General features: G+C 70.4%; 19 protein-coding genes and 1 tRNA gene. 7 read left to right on the forward strand and 13 right to left on the reverse strand.

Annotation, left to right across the window (positions count from 1 at the left end):
• Positions 1 to 12 precede the first annotated feature (12 nt).
• From ASF68_RS05085 to galU, 8 genes are all read right to left on the reverse strand, one after another.
• The gene (locus ASF68_RS05085) at positions 13 to 675 is read right to left on the reverse strand and encodes a MurR/RpiR family transcriptional regulator (protein ID WP_200921026.1); all 663 of its coding nucleotides are present in this window, start codon (positions 673 to 675) and stop codon (positions 13 to 15) included.
• Positions 676 to 860: 185 nt separating this feature from the next.
• Complete coding sequence (locus ASF68_RS05090; protein ID WP_056007653.1) at positions 861 to 2,036, reverse strand: mechanosensitive ion channel family protein; 1,176 nt, start codon at positions 2,034 to 2,036, stop codon at positions 861 to 863.
• Positions 2,037 to 2,159: 123 nt separating this feature from the next.
• Entirely contained in the window at positions 2,160 to 3,335 is a 1,176-nt protein-coding gene (locus tag ASF68_RS05095) for a N(5)-(carboxyethyl)ornithine synthase (RefSeq protein WP_056007655.1), read from the reverse strand.
• 162 nt (positions 3,336 to 3,497) lie between these two features.
• Positions 3,498 to 3,574 (reverse strand) — tRNA-Ala (locus tag ASF68_RS05100).
• Positions 3,575 to 3,625: 51 nt separating this feature from the next.
• Positions 3,626 to 4,240 carry a hypothetical protein gene (locus ASF68_RS05105; RefSeq protein ID WP_056007658.1) on the reverse strand — a complete coding sequence of 205 codons (615 nt, stop codon included), beginning with the start codon at positions 4,238 to 4,240 and terminating at the stop codon, positions 3,626 to 3,628.
• Positions 4,241 to 4,386: 146 nt separating this feature from the next.
• A complete protein-coding gene (locus tag ASF68_RS05110) occupies positions 4,387 to 5,412 on the reverse strand; it encodes a hypothetical protein (protein WP_056007661.1) in 1,026 nt (341 codons plus the stop codon).
• Between the two features lie 97 nt (positions 5,413 to 5,509).
• The gene (locus ASF68_RS05115; RefSeq protein ID WP_157579817.1) at positions 5,510 to 6,163 is read right to left on the reverse strand and encodes a GNAT family N-acetyltransferase; all 654 of its coding nucleotides are present in this window, start codon (positions 6,161 to 6,163) and stop codon (positions 5,510 to 5,512) included.
• Between the two features lie 121 nt (positions 6,164 to 6,284).
• Entirely contained in the window at positions 6,285 to 7,178 is an 894-nt protein-coding gene (gene galU / locus ASF68_RS05120) for a UTP--glucose-1-phosphate uridylyltransferase GalU (RefSeq protein ID WP_056007664.1), read from the reverse strand.
• A gap of 153 nt (positions 7,179 to 7,331) precedes the next feature.
• On the opposite strand from galU, the gene ASF68_RS05125 reads away from it, so the two are divergent.
• The 3 genes from ASF68_RS05125 to mscL are packed head-to-tail and all read left to right on the forward strand — an operon-like array spanning position 7,332 to position 8,788.
• Complete coding sequence (locus ASF68_RS05125; RefSeq protein ID WP_056011416.1) at positions 7,332 to 7,931, forward strand: 5-formyltetrahydrofolate cyclo-ligase; 600 nt, start codon at positions 7,332 to 7,334, stop codon at positions 7,929 to 7,931.
• Positions 7,932 to 7,963: 32 nt separating this feature from the next.
• The gene (locus ASF68_RS05130; RefSeq protein ID WP_056007667.1) at positions 7,964 to 8,290 is read left to right on the forward strand and encodes an FmdB family zinc ribbon protein; all 327 of its coding nucleotides are present in this window, start codon (positions 7,964 to 7,966) and stop codon (positions 8,288 to 8,290) included.
• A gap of 51 nt (positions 8,291 to 8,341) precedes the next feature.
• Entirely contained in the window at positions 8,342 to 8,788 is a 447-nt protein-coding gene (gene mscL / locus ASF68_RS05135; protein WP_056007670.1) for a large conductance mechanosensitive channel protein MscL, read from the forward strand.
• Between the two features lie 37 nt (positions 8,789 to 8,825).
• Here the strand turns inward: mscL and ASF68_RS05140 are convergent, their stop codons facing one another.
• The 3 genes from ASF68_RS05140 to ASF68_RS05150 all read right to left on the reverse strand — a co-directional run bounded on the left by ASF68_RS05140 (position 8,826) and on the right by ASF68_RS05150 (position 14,109).
• Positions 8,826 to 9,041, reverse strand: coding sequence for a hypothetical protein (locus ASF68_RS05140; protein ID WP_056007672.1), 216 nt, complete (start codon positions 9,039 to 9,041; stop codon positions 8,826 to 8,828).
• Between the two features lie 16 nt (positions 9,042 to 9,057).
• On the reverse strand, positions 9,058 to 12,759 hold the full coding sequence (locus ASF68_RS05145) for an AAA family ATPase (protein ID WP_235522565.1): 3,702 nt from the start codon (positions 12,757 to 12,759) through the stop codon (positions 9,058 to 9,060).
• A gap of 135 nt (positions 12,760 to 12,894) precedes the next feature.
• Complete coding sequence (locus tag ASF68_RS05150; protein WP_082498492.1) at positions 12,895 to 14,109, reverse strand: ROK family transcriptional regulator; 1,215 nt, start codon at positions 14,107 to 14,109, stop codon at positions 12,895 to 12,897.
• A 116-nt stretch (positions 14,110 to 14,225) separates the two neighbouring features.
• Between ASF68_RS05150 and ASF68_RS05155 the strand changes: the two genes are divergently transcribed.
• Positions 14,226 to 15,428: a glycosyltransferase family 1 protein gene (locus tag ASF68_RS05155; protein ID WP_082498493.1), complete on the forward strand. Its 1,203-nt coding sequence runs from the start codon at positions 14,226 to 14,228 to the stop codon at positions 15,426 to 15,428.
• Here ASF68_RS05155 and ASF68_RS05160 read toward each other — a convergent pair.
• A complete protein-coding gene (locus tag ASF68_RS05160; protein WP_056007678.1) occupies positions 15,391 to 16,425 on the reverse strand; it encodes a Gfo/Idh/MocA family protein in 1,035 nt (344 codons plus the stop codon). The two genes, ASF68_RS05155 and ASF68_RS05160, sit on opposite strands and share 38 nt — an antisense overlap.
• A 165-nt stretch (positions 16,426 to 16,590) precedes the next feature.
• On the opposite strand from ASF68_RS05160, the gene ASF68_RS05165 reads away from it, so the two are divergent.
• Entirely contained in the window at positions 16,591 to 17,088 is a 498-nt protein-coding gene (locus ASF68_RS05165) for a LysM domain-containing protein (protein WP_056007681.1), read from the forward strand.
• A 36-nt stretch (positions 17,089 to 17,124) separates the two neighbouring features.
• Here ASF68_RS05165 and ASF68_RS05170 read toward each other — a convergent pair whose 3' ends face one another.
• Positions 17,125 to 18,549 carry a CitMHS family transporter gene (locus tag ASF68_RS05170; protein WP_056011421.1) on the reverse strand — a complete coding sequence of 475 codons (1,425 nt, stop codon included), beginning with the start codon at positions 18,547 to 18,549 and terminating at the stop codon, positions 17,125 to 17,127.
• Between the two features lie 228 nt (positions 18,550 to 18,777).
• On the opposite strand from ASF68_RS05170, the gene ASF68_RS05175 reads away from it, so the two are divergent.
• Complete coding sequence (locus ASF68_RS05175; RefSeq protein ID WP_056007683.1) at positions 18,778 to 20,517, forward strand: ATP-binding protein; 1,740 nt, start codon at positions 18,778 to 18,780, stop codon at positions 20,515 to 20,517.
• Positions 20,517 to 21,188: a response regulator gene (locus tag ASF68_RS05180; RefSeq protein ID WP_056007686.1), complete on the forward strand. Its 672-nt coding sequence runs from the start codon at positions 20,517 to 20,519 to the stop codon at positions 21,186 to 21,188. Before ASF68_RS05175 ends, ASF68_RS05180 begins: the two co-directional genes overlap by 1 nt.
• Positions 21,189 to 21,248 lie beyond the last annotated feature (60 nt).

A 21,248-nucleotide genomic window follows, 5' to 3' on the forward strand; every position in this document is an offset into this window, starting at 1 on the left:
CGTGGCCGCGGTTCAGCCCTCCTCGTCCACGTAGACCCCGAGGGTCTCAGCCAACCGCTCCCGCTCCACCGCACGTCGGCCGGCGCCCTTGGCGCTGGCCGTCGTGAGCGTCGCGAGGAGATGCAGGGTGAGCGCGATCCCGATCGAGGAGCTCGGGTGACCGTCGTCGGCTCGCCCGACCACGATCGTCTCGTCCGCGTAGGGGGTCAGCGGGGAGTCCGGGGCGTCGGTGATGAGGACGAGGCTGCCGCCCGCCTGCGCGAAGGGGACGGCGGAGGCGATCGTGTACTTGCGGTACCGCCGCAACGACACGGCGATCATCACATCGCTCGATCGGACGTCGCTGAGGACGTCGAGGGGACGGACGATGGTGCCGTCGATGAGGGTGACGTTCGCCAGACCGTAACTCAGGTCGGCGGCGAGCAGGGACGCGTAGGTGAACGACTTCGACGCCCCGATGAGGAACCGTCGGCGGGCCGACACGATGAGTGCAGCCGCACGTTCGAGTGCGCCGTCCGTCTTCGCCCAGGCGAGCGAGTCCTCGAACTGCTTGCGCTCCTGGTCGAGCAGCCGGTGCTTCAGCACGGAGGCGGACCGTCGTTCGAGTCGCTGCTCCGGCCGCTCACCCGGGACGGCCGTGTCCTCCTCGGTGAGGAAGCGGATGTCGTGGTTCACGCGGGGTCTCCTTCGCCTGCAGACACCGTCGTGCGATCAGGCGTCGTCCGTCCAGGTCGGCAGGGGCACCGACGGCCCGCCGGCAGGTCGCCCGGCGAGGTTCCCTCGATGGTAGCGAGCGGAAGCGCATACAAGATCGCCGGAACGACAACGATTCGGTGCAGACCGACGCGGCCGGTCCGCGATCAGCGTCCGCCCTGCTCGTCCGCCTCGGGCAGCGTGATCGAGGAGGTGAAGAGGCTCGCGCGCTGCTCGGCCTCCACGCTGCCGCTGAACAGCCCGACCGGTTCCGTCACCGGACCGCCGCGCTTCGGGACCGGGCGCGGTTCCTGCTCCACCATCTGCACGCGGTTGCGCGGGATCGCCGACGGGTTCTGCGCGAGGATCCACTCCACCATCTGCTCGCGCACGAGGCAGCGCAGGTCGAAGAGTGTCGGTGCGTCCACCGCCGTGACGAGGATGCGGATCCGCACGTACCCGCCGACGGCGTCGGTGACCTGCAGCACCTGGGCCCGGCCGTCCCAGAGGTCGGTGCGGTCGAGGATGCGCTCCAGCTCGGTGCGCATGACGGCGGGACTCACCCACCAGTCGAGGTCGAACTCCACCGAACCGAGCAGCTCGCTGGTGTTGCGGGTCCAGTTCTGGAACGGCGTCGACGTGAAGTAGGTGGAGGGCAGCACCATCCGCCGGTCGTCCCAGATGCCGACGACGACGTAGGTGAGCGTGATCTCCTCGATCCGCCCCCACTCCCCCTCGACGATCACGACGTCGTCGACGCGGATGGCGTCGCTGAAGGCGAGCTGGATCCCCGCGAAGACGTTGCCCAGGACGGACTGCGCGGCGAGGCCGGCGACGATGCTGACGACACCGGCCGAGGCGAGCACACTCGCTCCGACGCCCTGCACGCCGGGGAACGTCAGCAGGATCGAGGCGACGCCGACGATGACGACGACCGCGATCGCGAGCCGCCGGACGAGCGCGAGCTGCGTCTGCATGCGTCGGGCGACCTTGTTGTTCGGGACGTCGATGCGGTACCGCGCCTGTCCGAGCCCGATGACGAAGGCGAGGAGCGCGGCGACCAACCAGGTGGCAGCGGCGATCACGGCGATCCGGAAGCCCTGATCGATGAGCCCGCGGACGTTCTCGTCGGGCAGCGTCGCCGCCACCGCCAGCCACACCGCCACGAGGATCACGAGCGCGCGGAACGGGTGCCGTGCGCTCCCCGCGAGCGCGGCCGGCCAGTCGCGCCGTCTTGCCGCCAAGCGGAACGACACCGAGACGACGGCGAGCACGACGAGTGCTGCGACGGTGGCGATCCCCGCCGCTGCGGCGACACCCCACCAGCTCTCCCAAACGAACATCCGTGCCTCCTCGAGCTGGTCCTGCAGTCCTTGGTCGCGCCCTGCTCCTGCAGCGCGCAAGCGTCAAGCGTAGGGGCGCTCGTCCGCCGGGATCGACCGCTTGTGCGGCCTGCCACGAACCTCTCAGGCCGAGATGATCGGGTGCGGGTACTCCATCGTCCGATGCTGGAACTCGGCGATGGCCTCGTTGCGGAGGACACCGTCCTGGATCTCGACGGCGCGGTCGACGGTCAGGTTGTCGGCCCACGCCGCCGGCCCGGCGAGCACGACGGGCAGGAACGGCAGGAGGGCTTCGCTGTTCTCCCAGCTGGACGAGTTCCAGAGAAGCGAGGGACTGTGGTCGACGGCGTAGTAGTTGATCTCGCCCCGCCCGACGGTGAACATCGGGTCGTCGAAGCCGGTCGTCCGCGCCCACTCGAAGGCCATCCCCTCGTCGCAGGAGACGTCCACGATGAGGCTGCCGGGGCGGAAGGCACCCAGGTCGTCCTCTCGCAGGTACAGCAGCGGGGCGTTCGGGTCCTGCAGGGTGCAGTTCACGACGATGTCGCTCTCCGCGAGGAACGGAGCGAGCGGGACGCGCCCCTCGTCGGTGATCACCTCGCTGAGGTAGGGGCCGTCGTCGTGGTCGAACTGGATCATGCGGGCGGAGTGGATGGGTGACGCCACCGCCGCCACCCGACGGTTGGTGAGCACCCTCACATCGTGGATGCCGTGGGCGTTGAGCGCGGTCACCGCGCCTCGGGCGGTCGCGCCGAAGCCGATGACGACGGCAGTCAGGCGACGACCGTAGCTGCCGGTGGAGCCGCAGAGCTCCAGGGCGTGGATCACCGAGCTGTAGCCCGCGAGTTCGTTGTTCTTGTGGAAGACGTGCAGCCCGAAGCTGCCGTCGGCGGCCCAGTGGTTCATCGCCTCGAAGGCGATGAGGGTGAGCCGTTTGTCGATCGCGAGCTGGGTGAGCGGGGTGTCCTGGACGCAGTGCGGCCAGCCCCACAGCGTCTGCCCGTCGCGGAGTTGCTGGACGTCCTCGAGCTGCGGCTTCGGGAGGAGGACGACGTCGGCCTGCGCGATGACCTCGGCGCGCGTCGCGAACGAGCGGACGTACGGTGCGATCTCCTCGCCGGAGACGCCGAATCGGGTGCCATACCCATGCTCGACGACGATGCGGGACCGGAACTCCTCCGGGATGCGTTCGAAGTGCGCCGGGTGGATCGGGACGCGCCGTTCGTCGGGTTTCAGCGAGGTGCCGACCACCCCGAGGACGCTGTCGTGCTGCACGGTCGGTTCGGATCCTGCTGGCATGACTGCTCGTCCCGTTCACGGGTGCCGAGGCGGCGCCGTGCCCCTGACCGTACAGGACGCGGCGCGGAGCCGACACGCGGGGGCACGCGCACGGCCCTGGGAACACGACAGCCCCTCCAACACGACAGCCCCACACCGTGAGGTGCGGGGCTGTCGTCGTGTTGGTGGACCCAAGGGGATTCGAACCCCTGACCCCCTCGATGCGAACGAGGTGCGCTACCGGACTGCGCCATGGGCCCAACTACTCGTCCAGGCTAGCAGACCGCGCGACCCGTTTCGAACCGGCGGAGCTAGTCCTCGTAGGGGTTCGGGCCGTCGTCGACCGGCATCCCGCCATCCTGTGGATTCGCCGCGATGAGCGCCGCGAGGTCCAGGTCGCGGAACCACCGGAGCCGCTGACTCCTGGCGCGCCGGTAGTGCTCGTCGACGACCGGTTCGTCGAGTACCCGGTCGAGTTTCGCCTGGATGGCGCGCTCCAGATCTCCCCAGGCGCGCTCGCGAGCGGACTCCGCGATCGCCGCGACGAAGGCCTCGTCCTGGCTCACGCGCCGCAGTTCAGCGGCGAGCCCCGAGTACACCTCGCGACGACGCGACAGCGCGCTGAGATCCCCTGCGCGGTAGTCGTGCTGGTGGCGAGCGCTCCCTCGCCGCTGGAACGCCGTCTGGCGGGCCTCCCGCGCCAGGTCGGCGTACTCCTCCTGTTCGTCCGCCATGCGCCCGAGCTCGCGGCGGACGGCGGCCTGCGTGGCCTCAGCGTCGTACGAGGCACCATCGCGGAGGGCTCGCTCGATGATCCAGTTCGTGACCTCGACCACCGTCCACGAGCGGGCGATCAGCAGGCCTTCCTCGACCGCGTGCTCGACCGGCGGCGGAGCGACCTCGGGAGGCGCGACGTAGGGCTTCATCGGCTTCCGCCGGCCTTTGCGCCACACGCCCATCGGTCACCTTTCGCGTTCCAGGGCGCCGACGAGACTGGATCGACGAACCCCCTCCACGAGTCTATCCGGAGCGGGTGACCGCTTCATGAACGACCGGAGCGGAGGGCCGTCGGTCAGCCTGCGGCGCGGCGACGCTGCAGGAGCGTGGAGCCGCCGGCGGCGATCTCGCCCTCGTCGACGACGCCCATGGCGGCGAACCGGCTCGGAGCCGGCTGTGGTTCGACCCGCTCGGGCTGCGGAGCGGCGACCGGCTCCGGGCGACGGACGATCGTCGGCATGGCCGGAGCGAGTCGCTCGGCGCGCGAGGCGATGGCCTCCTGCATGGCGGCCTGGCGGAGCCGGTCGTACGCGTCGGCCTTCGCCAGCTCGGCTGCGGCGGACGAGCCCTCTGAGAGGTGCAGCGGCTTGGGGATGGCCGTCGGGGTCCACGTCTGCGCCTGGGAGGCCGCCTTGACGGGCTCGTTGTACTCGAAGAGCGCCGACTCGACCCGCCTGGTCGTCACCGCGACCGCGGGCACCGGCGCGACGGCACGGTGGGCGATGCGCGACATGCGTGAGAGGGCGGACAGGGCGAGCAGCCCGACGACGGTGGACGTGACACCGAGGACGAGGCCGCCGCCGACCAGGAAGGTGGTGACACCGGAGCAGAAGCCGATGATCGAGGCGACGAGCACCGTGGTGGCGAGCAGCCTCGAGCGTCGTCGGCTCCTCGCGAGTTTCGCGGCCCGAGCGTTGCGCTGGACGGCTCGGGCTGCGGCGGCGGCTGCACGACGAGCGTCCTCCGCGGCACGAGCGGCGGCCTCGGCCTGCACGGCCTTCGCCTCCTCCTCGCGCCGGATGCGGTCGGCTTCGGCGAGTTCGACGCGCGCTGCGGCTTCCGCCGTCGCCTTCGTCCTGGCTTCCAGCTGCTTCAGCAGCTTCCGCTGGGCTGCGACCTCGCGCGAGGTGGCCTCGAGGCGGACGGCCTCCGGCACCTCGGCGGTCTCCGCGAGCACGCGGAGCGTCTGCTGGAGTCGGATCGCGTTCCGCTCACTGGCGGAGAACTGACTGTCGCGCACCCATGAGGGCACCAGGTACACCAGCCACAGCATCGCCGCGACCAGAATGATCACCCCACCGCTCAGGAATCCGCCGTCCATGTTCATGACCGTAGCGGGTGGACGCCCGCGGACCGATCACCGGCGGGGTGTGTCCGCGGATGGATCTCCAAACCGACCACCGTGCCGGCCCGCGGGGTCAACGCCCGGGGAAGGGTGCCGAAGCGGCGATGCGGTCCGTCTCGGGGATCACGCAGGCGTCCTTCGGGACCTGGCCGTCCAACCACCGGTTCAGGACCCCACCGGGGACCTCCTCGCGCACGAGCGCGAAGCAGAAGTGGTCGCGCCAGTCGCCGTCGATGTGGATGAACCGACGCCGGAGTCCCTCGTAGCGGAAGCCGAGCTTCTCGACCACGCGCAGGCTCGGTGCGTTCTCCGGGCGGATACAGATCTCCAGGCGGTGGAGCTGCAGAGCGGTGAAGCAGTGGTCCGTCGCCAGGGCCGTGGCGATCGGCGTGGCACCGAGGCCCGCGAAGCGCTGCGAGACCCAGTACCCGATCGACGCGGACGCCAGGGAGCCGTAGGTGATGCCGGAGACGTTGAGCTGGCCGGCGAACTCGCCGTCGACCTCGATGACGAACGGGAGACCGGCACCGGAACGGGCGTGGTTCTGCAGCGACCGGATCGCCGCACGACTGTCGGCCGGAACGGGGCCGTAGGGGCTGGTGGCCTCCCACCGGCGCAGCCAGGCGCGGTTCTCCGCGAGCTCGCGCTCGAGGGGCCTCGCATCGCGGACCTTGATGGGCCGGATGCTGACTCGTCCGCTCCTCAGAACGGGTACGACCTGCACCACCTTGCCACCCCTCTCGCGTCCTGTGGCGAGCCTAGCGGAGCACTCCCCGGGTCACCGACGCAGCCGCGCCCCGACGCCCGCTTTCGCGGGCCCGGGGCGCGTCGTGCGTCGTCGGCCGTCCTCAGTCGAGGTCTCCGGCGAAGTCCTTGAGCCACGGCCGCAGCTCGGGACCGAGGTCTTCGCGGTCGACCGCGAGCTGCACGATCGCCTTGATGTAGTCGAGGCGGTCACCCGTGTCGTAGCGACGGCCTCGGAAGATGACCCCGTAGACACCGCCGGTGCCCTCGACGTCGGCGGCCATCTCCTGCAGCGCGTCGGTCAGCTGGATCTCGCCACCCTTGCCCGGCTCGGTGCGCTCGAGGATCTCGAACACCTCGGGCTTCAGCACGTAGCGGCCAATGATCGCGAGGTTGGACGGGGCGTCCTCCTTCGCGGGCTTCTCGACGAGGCCCGTGACCCGCACGACGTCGGCGTCGTCGGTCGCCTCGACGGCTGCCGCACCGTAGAGGTGGATGGAGTCGGGGTCGACCTCCATGAGGGCGATGATCGTCGCGTTCCGCTTGTCCTGCTCGTCGAGCATGCGCTCCAGCAGGACGTCGCGGGCGTCGATCAGGTCGTCACCCAGGAGCACGGCGAAGGGCTCGTTGCCGACGTGGCGCTTGGCGCGGAGGACGGCGTGGCCGAGGCCCTTCGGGTCGCCCTGGCGCAGGAAGTGGATGTCGGCGAGCTCGTTCGACTCGTTGACCTTCTCGAGGCGCTGGGTGTCGCCCTTCTTCGCGAGGTTGAGCTCGAGCTCCGTCACACGGTCGAAGTGGTTGGCGAGCGCGTTCTTGTTCCGGCCGATGATCATGAGGACGTCGGCCAGGCCGGCACTGACAGCCTCCTCGACGACGTACTGGATGGCCGGCTTGTCGACGACGGGGAGCATCTCCTTGGGCAGCGCCTTCGTGGCCGGGAGGAACCGGGTGCCGAGACCTGCTGCGGGGATGACTGCTTTGGTAACTCGAGTGGTCATAGGGGAAAACCTATCGTGTGGAGCCGGTGAAGTCGCCGAAGAGGGCCTCGAACGGGGGTGAAATCCCCTCAACCCCTGGACGAGGCGGCAGTTGTCGGGTAGGTCGCCGCGCAACGAGCCGACGCCGACGCCGAGCCGTTTAGAATGGGACCCATGACGAGCCCCGCAGAGCACGAGAAACGAGCGCTCCGCGCCGAGCTCCGCGAGCGGCGTGAGCTGCTCACCTCGCTCGAGAAGGAGCGGTCGACGACCGGGCTGACCGACAACCTCAGAGCCCTCGTCTCCCGACTCGGAGCGACCTCCCTGGCCTGCTACCTCGCCTCACCGAGCGAACCGGACACGCGTCCGTTCCTCCAGTGGGCCCAGGAGGCCGGCATCCGCATCCTCTTCCCCGTCACCCGCACCGACGGACTCCTCGACTGGACGATCGGCGAGGACGGCATCGAGACGGTCGGCTTCGCCGGCACGCCTGAGGTCGTCGGCACCACGCTCGGTCCCATCGCCATCAACAACGTCGATCTGATCCTCGTGCCGGCGGCGGCCGTCGACGGCAGTGGCATGCGGATGGGCTGGGGTCGCGGCTACTTCGACAAGACGCTCGGTTCGATGGAGCGCTGCCCACCCGTCTACGCGGTCCTCTACGACACCGAGATCCTCGACGAGGTCCCGAGCGAGATCCACGACGAGCCCGTCGGCGGCGCGGTCACCCCGAGCCGCATCATCGACTTCGACCAGGTCCGACCGCGCCGCTGAGCGCGCCGACCCGCCACATCCCAGGAGACCCCGTGCCCACCTACGCGTACCGCTGCACCGAGTGCGGCAATGCCTTCGACATCCAGCAGGCGTTCACCGACGACTCGCTCACCGAGTGCCCGGCCTGCTCCGGCAAGCTGCGGAAGCTCTTCAGCGCGGTCGGCGTGACCTTCAACGGGTCCGGCTTCTACCGCACGGACTCCCGCGCCGGTGCCGGCAAGGGGTCGAGTTCCATCCCCGCGTCCTCGGGCAGCTCGGAGAGCTCGTCGAAGTCCTCCTCGTCCGACGCCAAGGGCTCCTCCGGTGCGTCCTCGTCGTCGAGCCCGGCTCCCGCGTCGACTGGGAGCAGCTCGTCCTGAGCCGGTAGCGTAGCGAGGGTCCGTTCCATCCCCGATCATCAGGGAGACCCCATGCTCAAAGGTTTCAAGGAGTTCATCCTCCGAGGCAACGTGATCGACCTGGCCGTGGCCGTCGTGATCGGGGCTGCGTTCACCGCGATCGTCAACTCGCTCGTCGAGAACATCTTCAACCCGCTGCTCGGCGCGCTCTTCAAGGCGGAGAGCCTGAAGGACGCCTTCATCGTCAAGATCCCGACGCTCGACGGGCAGACGGCCGACTTGCAGTTCGGCGCCTTCCTCGGTGCCGCGATCCAGTTCGTGCTCATCGCAGCCGTCGTCTACTTCGTCATCGTGCTGCCGATGAACCACTTCAAGCGCGTCACGACCAAGCCGACGATCGCGGACGAAGCGGCGGCTCCGAGCGAGTTGTCCCTGCTCACCGAGATCCGCGACGTCCTGAAGACCGGCACGAGCGCACCCCTGCCGCCCGCACGCGACGACACGACCGACGGCCGCTAGCCTGCAGCCTGGCAGTCCTGTCGACGTCCCGTCCCACTCACCAGTGGGGCGGGACGTTGCGTTGCAGCTCGGCGTCGTTGCCACCGCCGCCGGCGGGTTTCGCCGGACCGCCCCAGGCCTCGTCGGTGTCCTCGGTGGCCTTCACCGGGCCGGCCGGGAGCTGCGGCGCCGGATCCGTCCCGGGAGCGCCGGGACGGATCGCCCGCCTCGACCCTCGCGGGCGGACGATTCGCGGCTCCTGATCGTCCTGCATGATCAGCGTCCGATCATCAGTGGCGTGGGACCTGCACGGCGATCGGCGCGGTGTCGAGGTGTTCGGTCGTCGTGAGCCCGAGCACGCCGGCGACGCGCTGGGCGACCGCCTCCGCGTCGGCGAACAGGTCGAAACTGTGCACGCGGACGTAGTGCCAACCGAGACGGCGGAGGACGTCGGGGCGGAGCCGCAACGACTCACGAAGGCTCGCGTCACCGAGTTCCTCGTCGCACTCGACGACGACGGCCCGGCCACCCCATGAGGCGACGAGGGCGAGCTTGCCGCGGTAACCCATGTCGACCCGCATCCCGAGCGTCTCCAGACGCGTGGCGAGGTCGACGAGCATCGGCTCGGCCTCGTGCGTCGCCTGGTCCTCGGAGGCACGGCGGGACGTGTCCGTGAGGATGCGGGCGAGCGCGAGGATGCCGTGCTGGATCCGGTTCTGATCGAGGTCCTCAGGACGCACGCAGGAGACGATCACCATGGACCGTCGGGCGCGCGTCATCCCGACCGCGAGCAACCGGTCGCCACCGGGCTGGCCCAGCGCACCGAAGTCCGACAGGACGCGACCGTGCGGCGTCAGTCCGTATCCGATCGAGAAGATGACCCGATCGCGGCTCTCGGCCACGGACTGCTCGAGCGTCAGGACGGTGAACGGTTCCGCGCGCTCGCGGAGGAGGAAGTCGGAGAGGTCGGCACGACGCGCGAAGGCGGCGAGGACGGCCTGCTGGACGCGCACCGCGTGCTTGTCGCTCGCCGTGACCACCATGAGCGACTCGCGCGGACGGTTCGACGCGTGCTCGAGGACGAGTTCGACGACCCGTTCGACCTCGACGTCGACGCTCTCGACGGCGCCGGTGACGGGGTCGGGCATGCCGAGTCCACCGGGCACGTAGTCGAGGCTCAGGCTGCCGTGCCCCAGGAACGAGCCCGCCCACGGGAGGGAGTCGATCTGGCCGCCGTAGAAGCGCTCGTTGACGAGCTCGGCGAGGTCCTCGCCGCCGGCGCGGTAGGACCGCGTCAGCATGAGGGTCGGGAGGACGGAGCTCAGCTGCTCCAGCGCGGATTCGCGGTGCAACTCGGCGAGGTCGGCGTGCGGCTCCGACGTCGCCTCCTGATCCGTCAGGCGGATCTCGAACGGGGACGGGCTCTGCGTGACCGGGTCGCCGAACGCGACGACCTGACGAGCGCGGCGGATGGCGTCCACGTTCTCGGCGAGCAGGGTGGCCCCGGCGTCGACGAGGAAGACGGCGTCGAAGGACGCGCTCTCGGGGATCCGCGGCACCTCGTACGGCGACACGAGCCAGACCGGCGCGAGGACGCGTGAGAGCGTGGGAGCCGCCTGCTCGAGCTCGGCGGCTCGGAGCGGTCGGTCGCGCTTCAGGAGCGACCGGAGGGCCATGCCCTCGGTCGCGTGGTCGACGAGGCCGATCTTCCAGGTGTCGGCGAGCAGCGAGGCGAGCAGCTGACCGGAGGCGGAGGCGTGCGCTTCGTCCACGAGTCGGAAGTCGGACTCGAGGCGCTCGACGACACTCGTGTTCGCACCGAGCAGACCGCGGTCCTCCGTGAGGACGAGTTCGAGCAAGGACTGCCACCAGGCGAGTTCGAGCTCGTCGGCCAGGCGCGTCCGCGGCACGTGCCGCTGGGACAGGTCGATGATGAGTTCGCCGAGCCCCTGCTCACGCAGACCCGCGAGGATCGCGGTGCGCTCCTGGAGGTTGTGCAGCACCTCGGATTCGGCGGCGAGCTCGGAGATCGTCCGGACGAGGCTCGGGATGGCGAGGCGTCCGAGGCGGTCCGGGGTGTCGGCGATGCCGAGCGGCTGGTCGACGAGCTCGAGCTTCCCCGCGACCATGGTGTACGTCTGCTCGACGTCCGCGATGCCGAGCGGCACCTCCGGGGGCGCGCCGGTCGTCACGTAGCGCTGCCAGAGGGTGCGCTGCTGCTGGATCCTGCGGAGCGCGGCGTTCATGTCCGGCACGTGCGCGCCGGGTCGCAGGTACTCCTTGGCGAGCGCCTTGAGACGACGACGGCTGGCCGAGGACATGGCCGTCGAGTCCTTCCGTGGGCTCGTCGCGACGATGAGGTCGGCGAGCGAACGGTCGAAGACGTCGGGCTGGAAGCGGTCGAGCGTCTCGCGGATGTCGGCGAGGAGTCGGAGGTAGATGCCGAGTTCGTCGATCGACTCGAAGGGACGCATCTGCGTCTGGCCGATGAGTCCGTAGGCGCGCTCGAGCAGCTGCGGCAGATCCTTGCGGTGCAGACGCTTGGCGAGCTCGTGGGTCTCCTGCGCCTCGGCGGTCGTGTCGAACGAGGCGCCGTACCACGGCGAGTCGCCAGGACCGTATCGGAACTCACCGAGGGCGGCTGCGCCTTCGAGCGCCTCGGCCGCGCGAGAACGACCGGCGGCGAGCCCCACGAGCGTCTGGCGGTCGAGGCGGACGAGGGTTCCGGGCGGGTTCGGCAGCTTGGAGAGCTTGGAGAGCGCCTCGAGGGCGTCGATGACGGAGACCCGGAGGTCCGGGTCCTTCGCCTGCAGCGAGGTGCGGTAGTCGATGAGGACCCGACGCAACCGCACGAGGGCGTCGTCGACCTCCCCCACCTGCGGCGGGATCGCGCGCTCGTTCCGCGTGATCGCCTGGATCAGGTCGCGGCGGAGGGTCGACGGCGACGCGCACAGGCCGGGAAGTCCGACCTTCGTCAGCCGGTGGCGGATGCCCTCGAGGGTGGAGCGGCGAGGGCTCACCACGAGGACGCGCTTGTGCTGGGACGCGAGCACGCCGATGGCGTTCACGATCGTCTGGGTGCCGCCGGTGCCCGGGAGCGTGGTGACGACGAGCGAGTTGCCGGCGCCGATCTGCGCGATGACGTTCTCCTGCTCCACGTCCGCGTCGAGCAGCAGGGTGTCGGTCGACGGCGGGCGGTCGTCCTGTCCGGGCGCGTCCACCGGGGTGAAGCTGCTGCGAACGAGACCGACGGCGCCCTCGTCGCCGGCGACGGCGTCGAGGATCGGGTGGTCGAGCTTGGCGGCGTCGTCCAGCAGCGAGTGCCCGACCGCGGCGAAGGACGAGACGAGCAACCGGGGCTGGACCGTGAACCATTCGAGCCCTGCGGCGAGCGAGCGGAGGCGGTCGATCACGGGCTGCGGCTTGAAGACGCCGCCGGACTCGCTCAGGGCGACGAACTCGTCCGGGTCGAGGACGATGCCGAACTGCTCACGGAGCGCACGGACGAGCTCAGGGTTCGCCGTCGTGGTGCCGCGGAGTTTGACCTCGAAGTCGCGGCCGTATCGACGGATGGCGAGCGGCCGCAGGAGGACCGGGGCGCTGAAGTCCTCACCCTGGTGCGTCCACTGGGCCAGCCCGACGGCGAGGTGCACGGCGTCGATGCCGCGGACGGTCGCAAGCTCGATGCCCTTGGTGGTGATGCGGTCGGCGGCACGCTTCGCTCCGCGGAGGGCGATCTCGTCGCGGATGAGGTTCGACAACAGCGTCGACTTCCCCGAGATGAACTGCGGCAGGCCGCCGGGGTGGGTGGAACTCAGTTCGACCCGGGTCGTCGGAGCATCGACGAAGTGCAGCAGGGGCGAGGGTCCGCCGACCGTGCTGAGCTGCTGACGCCACGCGTTCAGCGCCGTGTCGACCACGCCCGCCGATGCCGCGACGGGACCCTCGCGGAGTTGCGACTCCGCTGCTTCCCGTTCGACTCCGGACGTCACGTCGCCGTCATCCCGTCTCTTCTCTAGCCGCCACACCCTTGCACCATACGTGCCAGGTAGGCGAAACGCCGGGAAGCAGTACGGTTTTTCGTCGAGTCGGTCCAGGAATTGTGCGACGCGCGCGGCCGGCGTCCGTCAGGAGACGCCGAGGAGGCCGGAGAGCACCATCACCGCGGTCCCGCGCAGGACGATGTCCGAGCCCTGCTCGCTCATCCGGATGCGGACACCGCTGTGGAACTCGGTCATGGTCCGCGCCCGGACGGTCTCGATCGCCGCGTCCAACAGCACGCCGCCGAGCAGCTCCTCCGGACCGCTCACGACGATCTCCGAGAGGTTCAGGGCACCGACGATGGCGGCGAGCGAGATGCCGAGGCGTTCCCCGGCCGCCCGGAGGATCTCGTCGCGGCGACGTTCGACCTCGGTGATCGGCAGGCCACTCCCGTCGACCTCGTCGAGCAGTTGCCGGAGGTGCGGGACGGCCAGCCAGGCCTCGAGGCACCCGCGCTTTCCGCAGGCGCAGAGGGGGCCACCATCGGTACCGACGACCACGTGGCCGATCTCGCCGGCCGCGAACCGACTGCCGAACAGCGGGTGGCCGCCGACGAGCAACCCGGCGCCGACGCCGTTGCCGACGCTCACGAGCATGAGGTCGCCGTCCGCCCCACCGAAGCTGTACTCCGCGAGCACCGCCGCGTTGGCGTCGTTCGCGACGAGCACCGGGACCTGGGCGACCTGTTCGATCGCGCCCTGGAGGTCGACGTCCGTCCAACCGAGGTTCGGGGCGCTGCGCACCGTGCCGGTCATGTCCACGACGCCCGGCGAACCGACGCCGAGGCCGAGCACCTCCACCGTCGCCTCGTCGACGAGGTCGGCGGCGAGCGCCACCGCCTTCGCGATCGCGGCCTCCCCCGTCGCCCCGTCGAGCGGCACCTGGAGCATCGTCACGATGTCGCCGTCGAGCGTGAGGACGGCACCGCGGAACAGCTCGGTGTCGGAGAGGTCGAGGCCGACGATCTGGAACTCGGCGCGGTTGATGTCGATGAGGGTGGCGGGTTTGCCCGGGCGCGCGGTCTCCCGCAAGCCGACCTCGACGATGAGGTTGTCGGCGATGAGCGAGGCGACCAGATCGGAGATGCTCACCCGGGTGAGCCCGGTGGCACGCGCGATGTCGGCACGGCTCATGGCGCCGCTCGCGAAGAGCGTCTGCAGGACGAGCGCTCGGTTGTGGCCGCGGGCGTGCTCCGGCAGGACCTTGGCGTTCGGCCGCAGCCGCCGGGCCGGGGTGTACGGGAAGGACTCGATGCGCTCCGACGCGATCCCGCCGCCGTGTCCGAATCCGCCTGCAGTCATGCGATAAGTAAAGCAGGCTGCGCTTCATCGTGCGGCACCGCGATGTCACCCGATGGTCACCGTCGCGTCTCCTCTCGGGCACCTCCGGGACCCGTCCGGAGCGGAGCATCGTGGGTGTGAGGATCGCAATCGTGACCGAGTCGTTCCTGCCGCAGATGAACGGCGTCACCCACTCCCTGCTCCGCATCATGGAGCATTTCGCGGACCGCGGTGACGAGGTGCTCGTCATCGCCCCGGGTGCCGGCGCCTCGACGCCGAGCCACCACGAGGGGTTCCGGGTCGACGGCGTGCCGTCGATCCCGCTCCCCCGGTACCGCAACGTGCGGGTGGCCGCGGGTGGTGTCGGCCGTATCACCGAGCTGCTGCGCGGCTTCCGGCCGGACGTCGTCCACCTGGCCTCCCCGTTCGTGCTGGGGTGGCGCGGGGTGCAGGCGGCCGAGCGACTCGGCGTCCCGACCGTCGCGGTCTACCAGACCGACATCCCCGCGTACGCCGGACGCTACGGGTTCCCGGTGGCGGAGTCACTGCTCTGGCAGCACGTCGAACGCCTCCACGGCAAGGCGACGATCACCCTCGCACCCTCGCGACAGTCGATCGCGCAGCTGGAGGCGCACGCGATCCCCCGCGTCCGCCTCTGGGTCCGCGGTGTCGACGCGGCCCGGTTCTCACCGGAGCGGCGCAGCGAGGCCTGGCGTCGGTCCATCGCGCCGAACGGTGAGCGGATCGTCGGATACGTCGGGCGTCTCGCCGCGGAGAAGCAGGTCGCCGATCTGGCGGTCCTCGGCGGCCTCCCTGGCGTGAAACTCGTCGTCGTCGGCGAGGGACCGCTCCGCGCCGCACTCGAACAGCGGCTCCCCGACGCGGTCTTCACCGGGTTCCTCGGCGGCGAGGAGCTCGCGGTCGCGATGGCGGGACTCGACGTCTTCGTCCACCCCGGGGAGTCGGAGACGTTCTGCCAGACGATCCAGGAGGCGATGGCGTCAGGCGTGCCCGTGGTCGCGACCGGGCGCGGTGGTCCCGTAGACCTCGTCGACTCCAGCCGGACCGGGTGGCTGTACGAGCCCGGCAGGCTCGAACAGCTGCGCGGCTTCGTCCAGGACCTCGTCGGCGACGAGGTGAAGCGTGCGGCGTTCGGAGCTGCGGCCCGAGCCGGCGTCCTCCCGCGCAGTTGGAAGAGCGTCAGCAGCGCGCTCATCGGCCACTACAGCGATGCCATCGAACTCCACCAGGGAGCGCGGGCACAGCGCGGTGGACTCGACCCTCGGTCGCCGGTCCCCCGCGTCATTCGTCCGGGTAGCGGACGCCGATCTGACGCCTGACCTCGTCGAGCGTCTCCATGATCGCGACCGTCTCGGCCAGCGGCATGATCTCACCGGAGAGACGACCCTCGGAGACGAGCCGTTCGAGCTCCCAGGCCTGGAAATGCATGCCGCGACCCTCGACCTCGGAGCGGTAGGTCTCGACGACCTCCCCGCTCGTGTCGAACACCCGGAACGTGGTCGCCGTGTACCAGACCCGATCGAACTCGATCCATCCCTCGGTGCCGACGATGGCGGCGCGGTTCGGCCCGACGGTGTTGCTCGCGGAGAGGGTGTTCGCCACTTGACCGTCCGCGTAGCCGAAGAGCGTCGCGACCTGCATGTCGGCGCCCGTGTCGCGCAAGGCGGCGGTCGCCTGGATCGACGTCGGGGTGCCGAAGACCGCCGAGGCGAAGGAGACGGGGTACACGCCGAGGTCGAGCAGGGCACCGCCGCCCAGTTCGAGGTTGTTCATCCGGTGCTGCGGGTCGTCGGAGAGCAGCTGTGTGTGATCGGCGACGAGGCTGCGCGGCTGACCGATCACACCGTCCGCGAGCAACTCGCGGAGACGGACCATGTGCGGGAGGAACCGGGTCCACATCGCCTCGAGGACGACGAGGCCGCGCTCTGCGGCGAGCGCGACGACCGCCTGCGCCTCGGCGGCGTTGAGGGTGAAGGGCTTCTCGATGAGGACGTGCTTCCCGGCGTCGAGGGCGAGGACCGCCTGCTCGGCGTGGAACGGGTGCGGGGTCGCGATGTAGACGACGTCCACCTCGGGATCGGCGACGAGGGCCTCGTACCCGACGTGGACGTTCGGGATGTCGAACTCGGCGGCGAACGCGGCCGCGGTCTCGGCGGACCGCGAGGCGACGGCCCTGACGTCGAATCCGTGTCGGCGGAGGTCGGCGGTGAAGCTCTTCGCGACGCCCGCGGGGCCGAGGATGCCCCATCGCAGGCCGGCTGAGGAACCCGCGGCTGCACTCCCCGGGGATGGCTGGTCGGTGTGCTGATCCGTCATGGCTCTCCTTCGATGCGCGTTCCAGCAGCCTACTGGAGGGCGTCGATCAGGCCTCCGGGTTCGGGGATAGCCCTGCTCGCTCCAGCCGTGCTGCGCCGTAGGCTGAAGACTCGACCACGTCCGCCATCCCGCCGCGGACCAGGTCCGGCTGTTGGGGGAAGCACTGTGGGGGCAATCGAATCGAGCGGACGCCGACGCGCCGTCCGCAGCGCCCGGGCCGTCTCGCTCGGTGTCGCCGGGCTCCTCGCGCTGAGCGCCTGCGTCGCAGCGCCTGCAGCACCGCCGGTCACCGTCGTCGTCACCGAGCGGCCCGACCCGTCGCCGTCCGTCGCTCCCGTGCCGACCCAGACGGCACGCGACGCCCTGCCGCCCGAGCCGGCACCCATCGTCCCGAACGCCCCCGCGGAACCGGCGGAACCGATCCCGGAGGGTCCGGCGTACGACCTCGGACCGCGCGACGGGGCGCTCGGTCCGGTCGTCTCGGACGCCGACGGCAATCCCGTCAGCTACACCGTGGTCGCGGGTGACGTGTTCTTCGACATCGCCCAGCGCTTCGACCTGCCGCAGCAGCAGTTGCTCCGGATGAACCCGTCGATCCCGGGGTTCGGTCTCGACATCTACATCGGCGACATCGTCAACCTCGATTGGACGACCACGCGCTGAGTGCCCGGCCGGCCACCGCCCGTCAGCCCCTGCCGCTCAGCCGAACGGGATCGTGCCGACGAGCACGCCCACCACGAGCATCACGAGGGACACGATCGCCGCCCGCCAGAGGACCTTCTTGTGGTGGTCGCCCAGGTTCACACTCGCGAGCGAGACGAGCAGGAGGATCGCCGGGACGAGGGGGCTCTGCAGGTGGACCGGCTGCCCGGTGATCGACGCCCGCGCCATCTCGACCGGTTCGATGCCGAACGTCGACGCGCTCTCCGCGAGGACCGGCAGGATGCCGAAGTAGAACGCGTCGTTGCTCATGAAGAAGGTCATCGGGATGCTGAGCACGCCGGTGATGACGGCGAGGAACGGCCCGAGCTCGTTCGGGATGATGTCGACGATCCAGTCGGCCATCGCCGTGACCATGCCCGTCCCGTTGAGCACGCCGATGAGCACGCCGGCCGCGAGCACCATGGAGACGACGCCGACGATGCTCGGCGCGTGGGCGACGATCTCCTTCGACTGCTGGGCCAGCCGCGGGAAGTTCACCAGCAGTGCCACCGCGGTGCCCACCATGAACACGTAGGGCAGCGGCATCAGGTCGACGACCAGCAGGGTCATGACGGCGATGGTCAGGACGAGGTTCACCCAGATGAGCCGCGGTCGGAGCGTGTCGCGATCGGGGTCGAGCATGGTGTCGGCCATCGCGGTGTCGTCGGGCCGCACCAGGGTGGCGAGGCGCCCGCGGGCACTGGTCGAGAAGGTGGTCGCCATCCCACCGGTGAGCGGGTGGTCGGCGGGTCCCGAGCCGGAGCCCGGTGCTGCGACGCCCCTCGGGTCCGCTCCGAGGAGGTCGACGCCGGCGAGTCGTTTCCGCTCGCCGAGCCCGAGGAACCAGGCGAAGACGAAGACGAGGACCAGACCTGCGGCCAGGGACGGCAGCATCGGCACGAAGATCTCCGTCGGCGAGACGCCCAGTGCGGAGGCGGCACGGACGGTCGGCCCGCCCCACGGGACGATGTTGAGGGTGCCGTTCGCGAGCCCGGCGACACAGGTGAGCACGACGGGGTTCATCCCGAGGCGCAGGTAGATCGGCAGCATCGCCGCCGTGGTCACGATGAAGGTCGTGGATCCGTCGCCGTCGAGGGAGACCGCGCCGGCCAGGAGTGCCGTGCCGACGACGATCTTGGCCGGGTCGTTGCCGAGGGCGCGGACGATGAACCGGACGAGCGGGTCGAAGAGACCGACGTCGATCATGATCCCGAAGTACATGATCGCGAACATGAGCAGGGCGGCGGTGGGCGCGAGGCTCCCGATGGCCTCGATGACCATGTCGCCGAGACCGAGGCCGGCACCCGCGAAGAGTCCGAAGACCGTGGGGACGATGATGAGCGCCACCATCGGGGTGAGGCGCTTCGTCATGATCAGCACCATGAAGGTGAGGATCATCGCGAATCCGAGAATGACCAGCATGTCGACTCCTTCGTCTGCGTGCACCGCGGTGTGCACGACGTGACCCGTCGCGGTGGCGCGCACGAGGCGCCGGCTGCTGCGGGTGTTCACGGAACCGTACGGGAGCGGCGCCGAGCTGTCTCGCTTGTGGGCGTTCGGCGCGGATCTGCCAGTTCCGTCGACTTCTGCGCGTTCTGCTCATCCGGTCGCCTTCGGCACCGTCACCGCGAGCGCCGTACCATCGGAGCCATGATCGGCGATGGAGCGGCGAGGCCGGAACGGCGGCGTGCCCGACGCTCGAGCTTCGCGGCGCAGGTCCTCGTCCTCCAACTCATCGTGGTCACGGCCGTCGTCGTGGTGTGCACCGGGGTCTACGCCTGGATGAGCAGCGAACGCCTCGTGCAGGAGGCCCAGTCGACGGCCTTGGCGATCGCCCAGAGCGTCGCGAGCGACCCGGACGTCCGATCGGCCGTGACCCTCGAGGCGCGCACCCCCGGGACGCCCGAGACCGCCGAGCTGCGGACCTCCACCCTGCAGGCGCTCGCTGCCGAGGTCCGTGCACGGACCGGCGCGCTCTTCGTGGTCGTCACCGACGAACGCGGGATCCGTCTGGCGCATCCCGATCCCGACGAACTCGGACGCCAGGTGAGCACGAGCGCCGAAGCGGCGCTGTCCGGCCGGGAGTCCGTGTCGTGGGAGACCGGGACCCTCGGTCCTTCCGCGCGGGCCAAGGTGCCCGTGTTCGCGGCCGAGTCGACGGACACCGCGGGTGCCGTCGTCGGCGCAGGCGCCGGGGAGGTCGTCGGAGAGGTCAGCGTGGGGTTCGCCCCGCAGCGGGTCTTCGCCGACGTCGCGCGGGAGACGACGCTGGTCGCGGGGGCAGCCCTCCTGGCGTTGACCATCGGCCTGGTCGCGTCCATGCTCATCCGGCGCCGACTGCGGCGATTGACCCTCGGCCTCGGCCCGGAGGAGCTCGCCGCCCTGGTGCAGAACCAGGCCGCTGTGCTCGGCGGCGTCGGCGAGGGGGTCGTCGGGGTCTCCCCGCGCGGGATCGTGACGGTGTGCACCGATCAGGCGGCCCGCCTGCTCGGCGTCGACGCGACCGTCGGACGCCCCTTCGCCGAGCTCGATCTGCCCGAGCGACTCATCGCCCTCGTGGCGGACGACGCACCCGCTCAGGTCCCGACCCAACTCGTCGTCGGCTCCCGGGTCCTCTTCATCGACGTCCGGACGGTGTCGCAGGACGGCGTGGACCTCGGCCGGGTCGTCGTCGTGCGCGACCGCACCGACGTCGAGGCGCTGACCCGCCGACTCGACGCCGTCGCGACGATGACCACCGCCCTCCGCGCGCAGCGGCACGAGTTCGCGAACCGTCTGCACGCGATCTCCGGCCTGCTCGAGACCGGTCAGGACGACGAGGCCCGTGGGTACCTCGCGAACGTGCTCGACCACGGCCCACTGCGATACCCCGTCCAGCACGCCGATCGACTCACGGAACCGTACCTGCAGGCGTTCCTCGGCGCGAAGGGGGTCGAGGCCGCGGAACGCGGGGTGCTCCTGACCATCGGATCGGAGACCCTCGTCACCGGATCGCTGTGCGATCCTGAGGACGTGACCACCGTGCTCGGGAACCTGCTCGACAACGCCGTCCGGGCCGCCGTCGCCGGTTCGGCACGACCGGCCTGGGTCGAAGTCGAGGTCCTCGACCACGGCTCCGAGCTCCACTGCTCCGTCATGGACTCGGGCGACGGCATCGTCCCGACCCTCGAGATCGGCGAGCGACGCCCACCCGAGGAACCCACCGTCGAGGATCCGGACGCGATCCACGGACAGGGGTTCGGTCTCCCCCTCTCCCGGGACATCGCGCGCCGACGCGGCGGCGAGGTGTGGCTCGCATCGCCTGGCGCCCCAGGCAGCCACGGCGCGGTGTTCTGCGCGCGCCTGCCGGGGACCGTGGATCCGATCTCGCCCGAGAAGAACGACGACTGATGCCCACCGAACTCACCGTCCTCGTCGTCGACGACGACTTCCACGTCGCCCGTCTGCACTGCCGGATCGTCGACGAACTGGACGGGTTCCGTGCCCTCCCGCCCGTGGGGTCCGCCGCGGAGGCCGCGCGGACCGTCGCGACGGAGCGTCCGGACCTCGTCCTGCTCGACGGGTACCTGCCCGACCGGAACGGCCTCGACCTCCTCGTCGACCTCCCGGTCGACACCATCGTCGTCTCGGCCGCATCGGACGGCGCATCGATCCGGAGGGCATTGCGATCCGGAGCGCTGGGATACCTCGTGAAGCCGTTCGCCCCGCAACTGTTGCAGGACCGACTCGCGGCGTACGCCCGCTTCCGGAACGTCCTCGGCGAGGCCGTCAACGCCGACCAGGAGACCATCGAACGGGCTCTGAGGATCCTCCACTCCGGGGACACCGCAGCACCGACGCGGTCGCGGTCCGCGACGGAGACGGCCGTCCTCGAGGCGGTGTCGGCCGTGGACGGCGAGCGCTCGGCAGCCGAGGTCGCGGAACTGGTGGGCGTCTCCCGCGCGACCGCCCAGCGGTACCTGTCGGCCCTGGCGGGCCGGGGCCTGCTCACGACGCAGCTGCGGTACGGAACGACCGGTCGGCCGGAACACCGCTACGCCCTCACCGACCGTTCGCGCTGACGCGGATCATGCCGGCGGCTGGGCGATCCCCCCACGACATCGCCCAGCCCGGCACGTGAA

Source organism: Plantibacter sp. Leaf314 (assembly GCF_001423185.1).
Lineage (GTDB): Bacteria > Actinomycetota > Actinomycetes > Actinomycetales > Microbacteriaceae > Plantibacter.